Here is a 15,350-nt window from a genome sequence, read left to right on the forward strand (position 1 = left end):
AAATGAGCTTACCAGCATGTCAACATTGTCATTCTAAGTGGACATGGAGAGAGGTCTTTTTCAAAACGTTACGTAGGAAAATGAAGTGTAACTATTGTGGGGCTGTGCAATATGTGGATTCCAAATCAATGAAGCGGGTATCTTTTATCTCCGTTTTACCGGTATTTATTTGGTTGCCATTATTTTTGCTTCGTACTTCCTTAGTATGGAACATTGTTGTATTGTTCGTTATCTTAACGGTTGTGATGATGTTTATCCCTTATCAAGTAAGGTTAAGTAATAAAGAAGAGCCTTTATGGTAAGAGAAAGCGCTGAATCCTGAATTGGATTTAGCGCTTTTTTATAAGCAATTCTAACGTGACATATAGAAAGGGACCTTTATCGTTGAAGGCCCCTTTCTTCTATTTCGCTTCGGTTTGTATATGCTCTTCACTATGATAGTTTTGATAGGTTGCTAATAGCTTACGAACGTGTTGAAGCTGTTCGTCATAGTCCATTAATTTCGCAGCAAGTGGTAGGAATTGAAGCTGTGATTTTATGTTGCCTTCTGTATCTACTAATTTCTCAATTAGAGACGGGATTTCTGCTTTTGTATACTCTTCAATCGCCTCGTCTTCCTGCTCTCTAATTTTCCCTTTGCATGTTAGGATTAATCGTTCATGAATGTGAATGACTTTATCAATCTCTTCAATCAAATACGTTCGAACCTCAACCGGAACACCTTCTAATTCGTGATCGTATCGGTGCAATGTTCGCAATAATTCCAGCGATTTTTTTGTGGAATAGATGAGCTGTCGAAATAGGACAAGCTTTCTTGCCCGTTCATACTGGGATTTTTTCGTGTAGGTGCGCTCCTCCGAATATAATAAATAGGTTTGATCTAGCATCGTAATATCTTCTACTAGCTTTTTCACTTCTTCTTTTAATGCTGGTTGCTTCGATAGATGACGGGATGTAATTCGTATCCACTGCAATACTTCTGTAGTAACCTCTTCTATTTGTTTAAAAAGCTTTGTTTCATATTTTGGTGGTAAAAATACGAGATTCACAATAAATGCTGCAATGATACCAATTAAAATCGAAGCAAAACGCATAAAGGCAAATTCATGAAAAGGTAAATCCGTCGCTTCCATAATGGCAATTACGGGAACAATTGCAACCATAAAAACTTCCGATTTAATTTTAAAGCTCATGCAAAATGAAATAACTAATATGATCGTGAACCCAACAATAATCGGGTCATTTCCGAATAAGTAAACCATAAATACTGCACTGATTGCACCGATTAAGTTCGCTTCAATTTGCTCAATAATCGTTTGAAAAGAACGATATATCGATGGTTGTATCGAAAAAACGGCCGCAATACCTGCAAATACGGCAGATGTATGGCTAAATAACATTGCTACATACATGGCAACAGCTACTGCTAAACCGGTTTTTAAAACTCTAGCTCCAAAACCGAATTTCATTCTTGGAATCCTTCCTAACTTTAAGTATTGTCTTGATGTATTATACAGTAATTTTTCTAGAATAGAAGTATTTATTGTTTAACAAAAATATTACAGTAGATCAAAAAGGTTTAATTTAATGAATAAATAAACATTATTCAATAAAAATTATATATTGTTCGGCAAATAAGTAATTTTTCCTATTATTAACAAAAAATATAAGTAATTTACACTAAATTTACGAACATAGGCTTGACCTACATCTATGTGTCGTGAATAATGAGAATTGAGTGTAAATTAAGGGAATTTAAGGAGGAGAGGCATGAAAAAGCTTGCAAAAAGAAAGTTTATGAATTGGTTACTGATTGTGGCTTTAGTTTTTCCGAACTTTTCCGGTCTTATGAGTTCCGTTAGTGCGGAAGGCGTACAAGCCGAAGATTTATTTATCTCTGAGTATATAGAAGGTGGAAGCTTTAACAAGGCGATTGAGATTTTTAATGGAACTGGACAAGAGGTCGATCTATCACAATATAGCCTAGCATTATATTCCAATGGAGCTAGTGAAGCTTCTAATACCGTAACATTATCAGGGATGCTCGCACATGGGGATGTTTTTGTAGCTGCTCATAACCAGGCGGCTAGTGAAATATTACAAGTAGCCGATCTTCAAGATAGTAATGTCATTAACTTTAATGGAAATGACGCCATTGCTCTTAAAAAAGGAGACACCATCCTTGATGTGGTTGGAACAATTGGGGTTGATACTGTCTTTGCTGTGGACGAAACATTAGTAAAATACTCATACATCACAGCCGGTACTTCTACATACACAGAAACAGAATGGCAAGCTTTTCCTAAAGATACATTAGATTATATCGGGACACACACGATGGATGGGGTTGCTCCTGTAGATCCTGGTGAACCAAAGGAACCAATCGATCCTAGTGAAGTCCTTACAATAGAAGAAGCAAGAAATGCACCACTAAATACAACCGTAACAATTGAAGGCATTGTTACAGCTGATAATGCCGCAATTGGTGGAGGGCGCTTATCTACGTACATCCAAGATGAAACAGCAGGAATTAATCTTTTCGACTTTGATGCTACAGGTTATCAGGAGCTGCAAAAAGGGGACAAAGTAAAGGTTACAGGTAAGCTTGATGAATACAATGGTCTTAAAGAAATTGTGCCTAGTAGCCCGGACAATGTAGAAGTATTAAGTTCAGGGAATACCCTTCCCGCCCCACAAGAAATTACATTAGCGGACATGCAGGATGAAGCCATTGCAGAGCCTTTAGAAGGTTCGATAGTAAAAGTAAACGGATATGTATCTTCCGTCCCATCAAGTCCTGCTGGTGGAGGTTATAACGTTTCTTTAATGGATGCGGACTTCAACAGTACTACCCTACGTGTGATGGAAGATGCACTTGATATTTCGAATGTTAAAGAGGGAAAATGGTATGACATTACTGCTGTATTAAGTCAGTATAATACCTATCAATTGATCCCAACGGAAGCAAGTGACATCGTTTTAGCAGACGAACAACCGGAGGCTCCATCTGCAGCAGGGCAATATCCGGCAGTTGTAGAGTCGGTGACGGATGGGGACACGATTCGATTAGCGGCCCCTGTATTAGGTTCGGAGCGCGTACGCTTTGTAAATATGGATACACCAGAAACCTATCATTCTGTTCAAAATGAATTAGATCAAAATCAATTAGACCATGGAATTGCTGCGAAGGAGTACATTCAAACCCTTCTTCAGCCAGGTGACGAAATAACGTTGAAGATTGGTGATGAGCCGACAGATGATTACGGTAGGCTATTAGCACAAGTAGTTACGAATGATGGCGTAAACGTTAACCTGAAAATGGTTCAAGAAGGTTATGCATCGACCTACTTTATTTGGCCGGTTGGCGATGAAACAGATTATGAGACATTCCAGACAGCAGTGAAGGAAGCAAAGGATGCGGGCCTCGGAATTTGGAATCCGGAAGATCCATTACTCGAATTACCCTTTGCCTTCCGTGCTAGATATGAGGGAAAAGGATTACTACGTTATGTAGGTAATTCAGATACAAAGGAATATGTATATCCAGAAGACTATGAGGAAGTACCAGTTGAAAAAAGAATTTTCTTTGTAAGCGCTGAAGAAGCAGAGGAAAATGGCTATACACCTGCGGAAAGTGTTGAGGACAATGAAAATATTAAGGTTCAAATTTTAAGTGTGAATGACCTGCACGGTAAAATTGATGTGACGGAAGAAATTAACGGCGTGGATTATGGACGAATTGATTATTTAGCTGCTTACTTAGAGGAGCGCGAAGCAACGAATCCAGATAATACAGTGCTCGTTCATGCTGGTGATATGGTTGGGGGAAGTCCACCAGTATCTGCTTTATTACAGGATGAGCCAACTGTTCACTTGATGGAAGAAATGGGATTTGATGTCGGTACAGTCGGAAACCATGAATTTGATGAAGGCGTTGCGGAAATGCTTCGTTTGATCAATGGTGGAGATCATGAAAATGGTACAGACAACTATGATGGAATCGATTTTCCAATGGTTGCAGCCAATGTCGTATATAAGGATTCTGGAGATTTAGTTCTTGATCCATATACGGTCCAAGAAGTGGCAGGACAGAAAATTGGTTTTATTGGTGTTGCGACTGTTGATACACCAAATATGATTATTTCAAAAGGAAATGAGAACATAGAATTTACGGATGAAGCAACAGCGATTAACCAATATGCGGAAGAGCTTAAGAATCAAGGTGTTCAAGCAATTATTGTTTTAGCACACGTACCTGGTGATCAATCAGGCTCTACAGTGACTGGTGACATTGCAAATATAGCAAATGAAGTAGATGATGAGGTTGACGTTATTTTCGCAGCACATAATCATGTAAAACTAGATGGTGTAGTAGACGGTAAACTGATTGTTCAAGCAGGGGAATATGGAAAAGCATTTGCGGATGTAGATTTAGAGATTGATCCAGCAACTGGAGATATTGTGAAAAAAACTGCTGAAGTCGTGGATGTTATTCAAGAAGGAATGACACCAGACCCAGAAGCGACCGCAATCTTAAATGACTATTTGGAACAAGTTGGTCCGAAATTAAATGAAGTCATTGGAGTTGCGGAAGTGGCACTTCCAGGAGGTTACGCTGCATTTGGTGAAATTGGCGATAATCCACTTGGAAATCTAATTGCAGATGGAATGATTGCAGCGATGGATAGTGATTTTGCGTTAATGAATGGTGGAGGAATCCGCGCTGATCTTAATGCAGGAGAAATTACGTGGAGCGAGTTATTTAATGTACAGCCTTTTGGCAATACACTTGTGAAAGTGGAAATTACAGGAGCGGAATTAAGAGACGTGCTTAATACGCAATTTAGTGGTTATGGTCCAGATGTATTAATTGGTGGATTCAGCTATACATGGGACAGCTCTTTAGGGGATTACGGTCAGGTAGTGGATTTATTTTTACCAGATGGTTCGAAGCTGGATGAAGCTGCAACCTATACGGTAACGGTTAATAATTACATGTATCCACATAGCAGCGATAAGTATCGTTTGTTCGAGCTTGGTGAAAATCCAGTTCAAGGACCAGATGATCTACAAGCAACCGTTGACTTTGTGAAATCCTTTGATGGACCAATTGATTATACGCATACGTTAGGAAGAATCTCTGAAGTAGACAGTTCCGAAGAGCCAGAAACACCGGAGGAAGAAGAAACCGTAATCACACCAATTGTGGAAGGTGGTACAGTGGCGCTTACAGATGACCAACTGGAGAATGTAGGTGAAAATAGTACGGTTGTGATTGACGTTCCAACAGAAGAGTTCTCTACTTTGAAACTAACAAAAGAGCAAGTAGCATTGTTGAAAGAGAAAAATGTGAAGCTTGAAATAGCGAATAAAAATACAACATTAGTCATTCCTGCAAGCATTTTAGGCAATGGCGATGCGGAAATTGGTGTGAGTGAAGCAGCTGAGGTAGAGAACAGCGATGCTGCAGTAAGTCCAGTTTATGAGTTTACGATTCTTGTAGACGGTAAAGAGCTTCATGCATTCGAAGATTCCGTGACACTGCAACTTAAAGTAGACCCATCGAATGTTTCCAATCCGGAAAGTGTGAAGCTCTACTACTTTAATGAACAAACTAGTGAATGGGAATTAATCGGTGGAACGTATGTGGATGGAATTTTAACAGCAACGACAGAGCATTTTAGTAAATTTGCAGCCTTTGAAATCAATCCAAACCAAGTAGATGGAACGAATGGAGATACAGATGGAGAAGATAGCGCAACAGACGAAGGCACTAATAATGGAGATGAAGAAGGAACATATAACGAAGAAGCTAATGCCAATAATGGAAATGATGGAACAGACAACGGAAATACAAGTGGAGAAAACAAACTACCAAATACAGCAACAAATTCCTATAATCTACTATTGATGAGTGGAATATTGCTAGCTTCTGGATTCGTATTGTTTGTACTACAAAGAAGACGAGCGAAAGCATAAAATAAACCGACGTCTATGTGGAGTGCTGCATAGGCGTCGGTTTTTTGTTGTTTCTTTTTTCGTTAGTGACCTATAGCTCAATAAAAGACAAGTTTCATCAACAATCATATTTATTCTATAACCTTACATTTATTTAAATAAATTTTGTTAAATATTCACCAAATATTTTGTTCATAACTTTGGGTGTGTTTTCTAAATAAACATTAATTTGTTCAATGTTCGATTCGAATCTATCAGAGTATCTTTCATTAGTTGGAAAATCAGATATTCCTTTAATAATAATGCATTCAACATTATTCTTCATACAGATATAAGCAATTGCACCCGCTTCTGTATCGGCTATTGTTATTTCATTATCTTTAAGTTCTAAATAGTCCTTCCACATAACTACTGCTTTATCAGCGGTGCCAATTGTTCCAGTATAAAAATCATTTTCATATTTTGATAGGTCAATATCGACTATGAAGGATTGTTTAATAAGAGGCTCAATTTCTTTCACTGTGCAATCATATTGGACGGCTTTATTAGGTACAAAAATATCCAAATTACTGAACCTCTCATCTATTCCTGCACATGTTCCAGCAACGATTACTTTAGTTAAATTAAATTTAGAAATCATATACTGATTACCACCAACACCATTTACTTTTCTTACACCTGTAAGATAAAAAACAAGTTCCGTATCATTAATTGTTCTTATGAAATACTCCCCATATGGATAATCGAGACGTTCGTTATTATTTATGCTAAAGTATTCCAATGTCGCTTCATATTCCCACTTCGTTGCTATACTTATTCCTATCATCAACTTATCACCTTAAAAATAAAATTTTTCACATTGAATGTCCATCCTTATTTACTTAACGGATCCGTTTAGTAAATAAACCTTTTACTTATTTTACCATAAAAACACCGATTATCCTGCAAATTCACTATAAAAAAGCAGCTCCATTAAGGAGTACAAATTACACTTCTGTACTCCAAAACGGAACTACTTAGTATCTTGTCGACGTCATCAAAAATATTGTTTCCACATTATTTATTGGCTTTTATCAACAAAGTGTATTACAACCGCATTGATTAGCGCCTACTTTATGAATAGTAATTACAATTATTCCGTAGACACCGCTGGATCTGCTTGAATCTTTTCCGGTACTACTTGGATGAAATGGTCTTTTGGATTTGCGAGAAGCGCTTTAAGTGCTGCAACCTCCTCGTACTGTCCGGTTTCTTGAACAACTTCTATATACGTTGAAAGCATTTCCTTCACATCCTTAATGCCTTGCTCTGAAAGGGAGTCTAATTTTACTTTTGCCCCCTTTGCCATTCGTTGCTCTAGCACCTCTTTTGTTAATCCCATTTCCGGCTGGTGTCGTAAATAAACGACGCCGCCCGTCATCCCTGCACAAGCCCATGGACCTGGGTCACCTAGTACAAGGCCACGACCATTTGTCATATATTCAAAGGCAAAGCCTTTAATGCTGCTTGTAGAGCCAATGTTGCCCCCCTTTGTTTTGGAAATTGGCTTTGTTAGCATTTGACCAATGATAATGTCCGCTCCAGAGAGGCGGATGCCAGCTCGTGAATCTGCATAGCCTTGAACGATTAATGTACCTGCCTGTGCACCATACCCGAATCCTTTTCCGACAGATCCGTTTATATAATTTCCGTTTGCGCCCTTTGATTTCGTAATGGCTACTAAACCACCATAGGCAGCTTTTGCAACGCCATCCTGAGCGCCACCTGAAACACGGGATAGAATACCGTCTGAAATGTAGGCTGCAAAACCATTCCCTACAATCGACCCGTTTTTATAGGTTAGCGTTGTTGTTTCCAATTGGCGATAGGAGCCATCTAAACGATCGCGAACTCTTGCACATGATACGCGACTTCCGAGGTTTCGTTGTTCACTTGTAATGCTAGAGAACTCACGAGATTCCAGTAAGATTTGTTCATTGTTATCCAAATATTCCGCTCCAACAGCCATTGCAAGGCGTTGTTCGATTTTCTCTTCGGTCTTACGGTATGCTTCCATTTCTTCAACTTCCAACTTTTCAAGCAATGGAGATAAATCCATCCAGTCGGTACCTTTAACTTGCTCCAATAAATCCGAACGTCCTACTAAATCTTGGACCCGAGAAACACCGAGACTTGCAGCTAATCGCTTTAGCTCTTCGCCAAACGCTGTAAACATGTTCATAAGTCCTTCTACAGATGGATCGTATTTTCTCGGAACAAAGCGGCGTAACCCGTGCTCCTTTGCTTGTGCTTCTGTTTCAATTTGTGTGGCAATACCTACGTGACACGTATCCAAGTGGCAGCCACGACATGCCGTACAGCCAACAGCAATCATAGATAACGTACCAAAGCCTACACGATTTGCCCCGAGTAGCATTACTTTTATTGCATCCAAAGAGCTTCTCATCCCGCCATCACACCATATTTCTACACGGTGGCGTAGTCCAGCTTCAATTAAAGCATTGTGCGCCGCTTTAACACCAATCTCAGCAGGCAAACCTACATGCTGGAGTGCGTGTACACGTGCTGCCCCGGTCCCACCGTCGAATCCACTTAATGTAATAAAGTCAGCGCCTGCTTTGGCAATACCAACTGCAATGGTACCGATATTTGGAACAATCGGAACTTTAACTGCGACCTTGGCTTTGTCATTCGCTGTTTTTAACTCCGAAATCATTTGGGCCAAATCTTCAATCGAGTAAATGTCATGGTTGTTGGATGGGGAAATCAGGTCGGAACCAATTGTCGCATTACGTGCTTCCGCAATTTTCTCGGTCACCTTAGAGCCTGGTAAATGGCCGCCTTCTCCAGGCTTTGCCCCTTGACCAATTTTAATTTCTAATAGATTCGAAGAGTTTAATAGCTCTGCATTGACACCAAAACGTCCGGATGCCACTTGTTGCCCACGGGTATTCGGATATTTTCCGAGCATATCCTTGATCTCGCCACCTTCCCCGTTGAAGGAAATCATATTGAGGCGATCAGCGGCTTCGGCATAGGAACGAAATGCCGTTTCATTTTGAGAACCGAACGACATGGAGGAAATCATGAACGGGAAGTCGTGCGTCCCGACACGAATATCCACTTCACTTGGGTCGAGTTTGTTTGCAATTTCTTTTAATTGGGTTAAATGACGAATGGATATTGGGTTTCCTTCTTCTATTTCTTCCAGCTTTTCTCTTAATGGATCATACGGATTGCCTCTAGCTATGTCGCCAATAGACTTCCAAATCCGCGGGAGCACATGGTAGCTTCTCGTCGGCTTTGCTTTTTCATTTTCGTAATCTTCTCTTCGCTTGATCGCATCTTCTTTTAATGCATCCCAGTTATACGACAGGGTAGGGGCGCCGAAGAAGTTTACAATATTTAAGATATCAGCAAAATCCTCATGTAAGCCAATTGCTGAGAATAGGCGCGCATAGCCACGTAGTTCATGAATGCCGATGGTGGAAATGACCTTTTCTAATCCTTTATTTAAAGCTTGATACAAGTTATAGATAGGCTCACTATTTTCATCAGCAACCGTCGCAAACATGACGTAAGGATTGATCGCGTCTGCGCCTAAACCAAATGCGGTGATGAAGTCGTGTAAGGAGCGAATTGCACCAGAGCGTAAAATTAACGACACATCCCGGCGTACCTGCTGCTTAACTAAATATTGGTCGATTTTAGAGATGACAAGATGTGGGTCTAGCCATAAATGATTTTCCTGATGGGATAATCCATCATTTAAAATAAGGAGCTCTTTACCAGCACGAACCGCTTTCTCTGCTTCCAGTGCTAGGCGCTGTAAAGCTTCTTTTATCCCTTCGTTGTCGTGACAGGTGATGGAAATTTCTTTTACCTTCTCCTCTTTCGCAAATATTTCATATACCTGCTCATAGGAGGGTTGATTCTCTAGCTCTGTAATGTTTTTAGCATGCGTCCCTTCTACTAAAATAGGGGATAAAAGCTCCGTTGTAATCGCGGCTTGTTCTTTCGTGAAAAGCGATGGCCGTTTCCCAAGCACGGTACGAGTGGAAAAATGCTCGGTTTCCCGGTCTCGATCAATTGCAGGGTTGGTTACTACTGCAACACTTTCCTTCAAATAATCGGCGATGTTTTTGCGATTTTCCTGCATGGCCGCAAGGGGGACGTCGTGTCCAAGGGAACGAATAGGCTCGGCACCTTTGTCCGCCATTTGTTCTAAAAGCTGGATTTGCTCCCGGTCCCAGCCATAAGCAGAATACCAGCCATTGTGTACGCTTTGAATCGTTGGATTTGCCTTCGCCTGCACCGATACATTCGGCTTCAAACGATTGCGAAAGTCTGCAAATTCTAGGCGATCCTTTACCCGTTCGTAAACAACCTCCTGATACTCAGAATGCTGATAAACTCGTAATTTACCGGCATCGTCATAGGTTAAACCGACCTTTTCCCCAGGAGAAAGTGGTTTCGGGTCTTCTACGTACTTTGAATTTGGTAGAATACCAGGCTCACTACTGAAAAGATAAGCATCTACTGTTTCAAGCTGCCATAATGGTCGAAGTCCTAGGGAATCTAAGCTAAACGCTGCTTCGTTTCCATAACGAGATATAATTCCTGCCGGTCCTTGCGCAAAATGGCCCCATGCTTCTCGGAAATAGGTGTACATATCCTGTACATGCTCCGGATATTTATGCATTTCATTCACAATCGGTGGAAACAAAATATCTAACGCTTCAAATAAGCCAAAGTGATGGCGTTTTATAAAGGTTTCCAATGTCCGGTTTAAGTCTTGTGAGTCACTTCCGCCATTGGTTAGGGGAACATCGACCATTCTCGCTTCATCTCGTAGCTTTTCAATTGTGTTAATTTCTCCATTGTGTCCAATGATGCTGAATGGTTGGACTCGAAAAAAGTTCGTCTTTGTATTGGTTGAATATCGGTTATGTCCTAATGTCATGCTTGAAGCTATGGATGGGCTTGCTAAATCTTTATAGTACTTAGGAAGCTGATCGGCTGCTCCCATTAGCTTATACACCACATGAAATGAGGATAAGGACGAAACATGTACATCGTCATTTTTCTCAAATTCAATGGTTAAATCGAACAAAACTTGCTCTAAATCGTTCATTTTGTTTATGGGTAGTAATGCGAATTGCCAAAATATCGGTTCTTCCTTCGTAGCGATGGGTCCTAAAGCGTTAGAATTGGTTTCAGATGTTGAATCATAAAGGATATGGAAATGTTCTTGCAAGGTTGTTTTCATTGTAGAGCGAATAGAAGCTTGATCATTGGTTGGATTGATGAATAGATGTCCTACGGTAAATTGTTCATCATAAGCAAGGCTTGGGTTTTGGTTTTCTTGTTGTAGCTTTTCCTCCCAAAGCTTACGCGGAATATCGATATGAATTCCGACCCCGTCCCCTTCGTAGTTAATAAAGCCTGCTCTATGGTTCATCGTTGTTAAAGCTTGAATGACTGTATCGATATTTTCCTTCGTAGGAATATCTTCTTTTTGAATGCATGAGACGATTCCACAGGCATCATGCTCGTGCTCGTGAAAGTTTTTAAAGGAACTAAATGGATGATTTCTGCTCATTTTGCTGGCCGAAAACTGGCCTTCACCTCCTGTAAATTAAATATCTATTCCAATGTTTAAGCAAACATGTTAGGGACAAAGAAAGACTTTCGCGGGTGCGCAAAAGTCTTATTGCCATTTTTAATCAATTTGTTTACAAGGAAAAAGTCCGGAAAAACTAGCTTCCACCTAAGTTTGGTGAGAGCTAGCGTTCCAATGTATAGCTTAAAAGGAAGGAGTAATAAATGAAAAAACGTAACGCTGAAACACTGAAATTGTAATGAATTTTCTGAAATGTAAGTTTATTTTAGCACGACGAAAACAGTAAAGTCAAATAATTATTCAAAAAAATGAATGGAAAACCAAAAATATGCAGTTGGATAAGTAGTGTGTTTTCATTGTAAATATTATATTGTAAGCGTTTTCTTGAAAAGTTTAAATTTTTTTTGAAGTAAAAGGATTGTTGTTAATGCATAAATTATGTATAAAAGTGTATATGTATATAACTTATCCATTAAAAACGGTTAAAAGGAAACATCTAAAGGGTGGATGAAGAATGCCAATGCATAAAAAAGAGGTGCCAATCCTTTAGACTGACACCTACAGGCTTATCCTTTTGCCATTTCACCAAATGCATAATCAACTGCTTTTAACGTTACCTCTACATCTTCCTCTGTATGTTCCGTAGTTAAGAACCACGCCTCATATTTAGAAGGTGCAAGGTTAATACCTTGGTGTAGCATAAGCTTAAAGAACTTTGCAAATTGCTCGCCATCGGTTGCTTCGGCTTGCTCGTAGTTAACTACCTTTTGATCGGTGAAGTAAATCGTGAAGGCACCTTTTAAGCGATTTATGGTGATTGGAACACCATGTTTTTCAGCACTTGCTAAAATCCCTTTTTCCAATTGCTCACCCAGTTTATCTAACTTTTCATACACGCCCTCTTGTTGAAGTACTTCTAGACAAGCAATCCCAGCAGACATGGAGGCAGGGTTTCCAGCCATCGTACCAGCTTGATACGCTGGACCGAGTGGGGCAACAGTTTCCATAATTTCTACGCGGCCACCGTAAGCACCGATTGGAAGCCCACCACCAATAATTTTTCCAAGTGCGGTCATGTCTGGCTCAACACCTACAATGCCCTGTGCACTCCCATACGTAAATCGGAATGCTGTAATGACCTCATCAAAAATAAGCAGTGCTCCTGCAGCATGTGTTAGACGTTTTACTTGCTCTAAAAAGCCTGGCTTTGGTTCTACAATACCGAAGTTTCCTACAATCGGCTCTACTAGAACTGCCGCAATTTGATCACCCCATTTAAGCAGTGCTTCTTTAAAAGGCTCTACTTCGTTAAATGGCACCGTGATAACCTCTTGGGCGATCGATTGTGGTACACCGGCAGAGTCTGGAGTTCCTAACGTAGAAGGACCAGATCCTGCTGCAACAAGCACTAAATCAGAGTGCCCATGATAACAGCCGGCAAACTTGATGATCTTCGTACGATTCGTATATGCACGTGCAACCCGAATTGTTGTCATGACAGCTTCCGTACCCGAGTTGACGAAACGGACCTTATCCATGGAAGGAATAGCATCCTTTAACATTTTGGCAAATTTATTTTCGAATGCAGTTGGAGTTCCATAAAGTGTTCCGTTTGCTGCAGCCGTTGCAATCGCATCGGTAATATGTGGGTGGGCATGCCCGGTAATAATCGGACCGTATGCAGCTAAATAATCAATATATTTATTTCCATCGACATCCCAAAAGTAGGCGCCTTGCCCTTTTTCCATAAACACTGGTGCACCGCCGCCAACAGCTTTATATGCACGTGATGGGGAATTGACACCACCTACAATATGTTCTTGGGCTTCTTCATATAGTTTTTCTGAGTTCGTAAAATTCACGATTAACCCTCCATTCTTATGTACGGTCTTATTTTAGCACAATTGGGGATTCATTTAGTAGCGTTGAGGATTGGGTGAATTTATGTGAAAATTAAGGAAAATGTAATCGAAATGGAACCATTCATATAGTTAGAGAGTCTTAACGGTAAAGGGGGGCTAAGGGTGATAGAAGAACAAGACATATGGTTAGCCCAAAAGGGGGATAAAGCGGCATTTACGCGCCTAATCAAGGAGCATCAGCATTCCATGTACCGTGTTGCCAAAGGAATATTAAAAAATGATGCGGACTGTGCAGATGCCATTCAGGAAGCCATTATCAAAAGCTATCTCGCTATTCATCAGCTACGAGATTCCCAGGTTTTCAAGGCTTGGATAACGCGAATTGTCATTAACCAATGCTATGACCTTCTAAAGAAACAACGGAAAATTATTTTAATGGAAGCCGTTGAAATAGAGGAAAAGATGGATGTGCCAAAGGATTATTACGAGCTATCGGAAGCAATGGATCAATTAAACAAGGAGCACCGCATTGTAGTGACCTTATTTTACTATGAGCAATTTTCAGTCGAGGAGATTGCCGAAATTTTAGATGTCAAGGAAGGAACAGTGAAATCGAGATTAAACCGGGCTCGACAAAAGTTAGCCGAGCTGCTCCAGCTGGATGACGGGAAAAGGGGGGAACATCATGGACTTTGATAGAATTGATCAACAGCTGAGGAATCGAGTGGAGCAAGAAACACTAGAGTTACCGAATAGGATTGAAAAAACAATTGATTCAACTCTCGAGGAATTACCAGATCAAAGGTTATCAAAACCTCAGCGATTTTCCAAAGGAATGACCTACTGGTTAAGTGGTGTAGCATGTGCGTTATTTGCGGTGCTTCTTTTTACGTATTTTCAAAATGAAAATCCGCAGTCAGGAACAGTCTCTAGTGAGAATACGTTTATCCATGAACCATTTCCTTATGAAAAGGCTATTGATTGGTTGACCTTAAAGACCGATAGCTATTCGTTCCCAGAGGAATATTTTGATGAGGTAAAGATTTGGACTTCCATTCAATATGAGGGTCGTTGGTTTGCGATAATTGAGTTTGGAGAGAAGGATATTCCATTTGTTAAGTTAGTAGAGTTTATCGATAAAGGAGATCAATATACGGTATCCTTTGCGGCGAAATCTGATTTCACCATTAGTGATAACGAGGAGTACTCCCATTGGTATGACGAAGAAAATGGCATTGGTTTCGGAGCTGTGAATCCTTATGGAGACCATAACATCGTCGATTCGGTGAAAATCTATACGAAAGGTAAAGAAATCATTAGTCACGTACATGGGGACGGGTACATTTATATGAGTCCAGATAAACCGGAAAAGGTGGAGTTTTTATCTGAGGATCAGGAAGTATTACGAACAATGGAAACCTTTAATTTTGATCCAGTATATCCATTCATCGCTAGAGATGCCGGAGAATATTCATTACTCATTGTCGATCAAACAGAAGAAACGGGTGTGCTTACAGGAAGATTGCATGAGCTTGGGATTGATATTAAAACGATCCAGAGAAGGGGAATGACCGCGGAACAAGCAAATGAAGAGCATCCTTTCTTACAGCTCGAAAAAACACCTGCATTGATTCTTTTTGATGATACGGAAATGGTGTTGAAGACATATGATCAAGAGGAATTAATTCAATTTTTAAGCAGGAATCCAAATAACAAAGTAAAGCGTTAAAGGAATAAAATTTTTCTTGACACATATACTAAGGAAGTATTATTATAGTTAACAACTTAAAAGACTCTGAAAAATTGGCGTTGACGAAGAGGAGTAGCTTTTGTGGAAGCGAAAGAGAGCTGGTGGTTGGTGCGAACCAGTGCGGACATGAGAGTGAATGGACTTCTGAGCCTCCAAA

The 15,350-nt window shown here is 40.1% G+C and carries 8 protein-coding genes and 1 other annotated feature (1 of these 9 running past the window's edge); of the genes, 4 read left to right on the plus strand and 4 right to left on the minus strand.

Translation table 11 applies throughout. The annotated features are described in order from the left end of the window. Positions 1–2 precede the first annotated feature (2 nt). On the plus strand, positions 3–302 hold the full coding sequence (locus tag C1A05_RS14335) for a TIGR04104 family putative zinc finger protein (protein ID WP_102028921.1): 300 nt from the start codon (positions 3–5) through the stop codon (positions 300–302). A gap of 99 nt (positions 303–401) precedes the next feature. On the opposite strand, the gene C1A05_RS14340 is transcribed toward C1A05_RS14335, so the two are convergent. After that, positions 402–1,469, minus strand: a complete 1,068-nt coding sequence (locus tag C1A05_RS14340) for an FUSC family protein (protein WP_102028922.1) — start codon at positions 1,467–1,469, stop codon at positions 402–404. Between the two features lie 301 nt (positions 1,470–1,770). Here C1A05_RS14340 and C1A05_RS14345 point away from each other — a divergent pair, with 301 nt between their 5' ends. Next, positions 1,771–5,979 carry a 5'-nucleotidase C-terminal domain-containing protein gene (locus tag C1A05_RS14345; protein ID WP_102028923.1) on the plus strand — a complete coding sequence of 1,403 codons (4,209 nt, stop codon included), beginning with the start codon at positions 1,771–1,773 and terminating at the stop codon, positions 5,977–5,979. A gap of 133 nt (positions 5,980–6,112) precedes the next feature. On the opposite strand, the gene C1A05_RS14350 is transcribed toward C1A05_RS14345, so the two are convergent. The 3 genes from C1A05_RS14350 to C1A05_RS14360 all read right to left on the minus strand — a co-directional run bounded on the left by C1A05_RS14350 (position 6,113) and on the right by C1A05_RS14360 (position 13,443). Continuing rightward, positions 6,113–6,784, minus strand: coding sequence for a 5'-methylthioadenosine/S-adenosylhomocysteine nucleosidase family protein (locus C1A05_RS14350; protein ID WP_102028924.1), 672 nt, complete (start codon positions 6,782–6,784; stop codon positions 6,113–6,115). Between the two features lie 306 nt (positions 6,785–7,090). After that, on the minus strand, positions 7,091–11,560 hold the full coding sequence (locus C1A05_RS14355) for a glutamate synthase-related protein (protein ID WP_102028925.1): 4,470 nt from the start codon (positions 11,558–11,560) through the stop codon (positions 7,091–7,093). A 587-nt stretch (positions 11,561–12,147) separates the two neighbouring features. Beyond that, a complete protein-coding gene (locus tag C1A05_RS14360) occupies positions 12,148–13,443 on the minus strand; it encodes a glutamate-1-semialdehyde 2,1-aminomutase (protein WP_102028926.1) in 1,296 nt (431 codons plus the stop codon). A gap of 162 nt (positions 13,444–13,605) precedes the next feature. On the opposite strand from C1A05_RS14360, the gene C1A05_RS14365 reads away from it, so the two are divergent. Together C1A05_RS14365 and C1A05_RS14370 are read left to right on the plus strand one after the other, a co-directional pair. Continuing rightward, positions 13,606–14,139 (plus strand): RNA polymerase sigma factor, encoded by a 534-nt coding sequence (locus C1A05_RS14365; protein WP_102028927.1) that lies wholly within the window; start codon positions 13,606–13,608, stop codon positions 14,137–14,139. Next, positions 14,129–15,172: a hypothetical protein gene (locus tag C1A05_RS14370; RefSeq protein ID WP_102028928.1), complete on the plus strand. Its 1,044-nt coding sequence runs from the start codon at positions 14,129–14,131 to the stop codon at positions 15,170–15,172. Before C1A05_RS14365 ends, C1A05_RS14370 begins: the two co-directional genes overlap by 11 nt. A 71-nt stretch (positions 15,173–15,243) precedes the next feature. Further along, positions 15,244–15,350 (plus strand) — a binding site (T-box leader); it runs 132 nt beyond the window's last position.

The organism is Salirhabdus sp. Marseille-P4669 (assembly GCF_900240405.1).
In the GTDB taxonomy this organism is placed as follows: Bacteria; Bacillota; Bacilli; order Bacillales; family Alkalibacillaceae; genus OEQK01.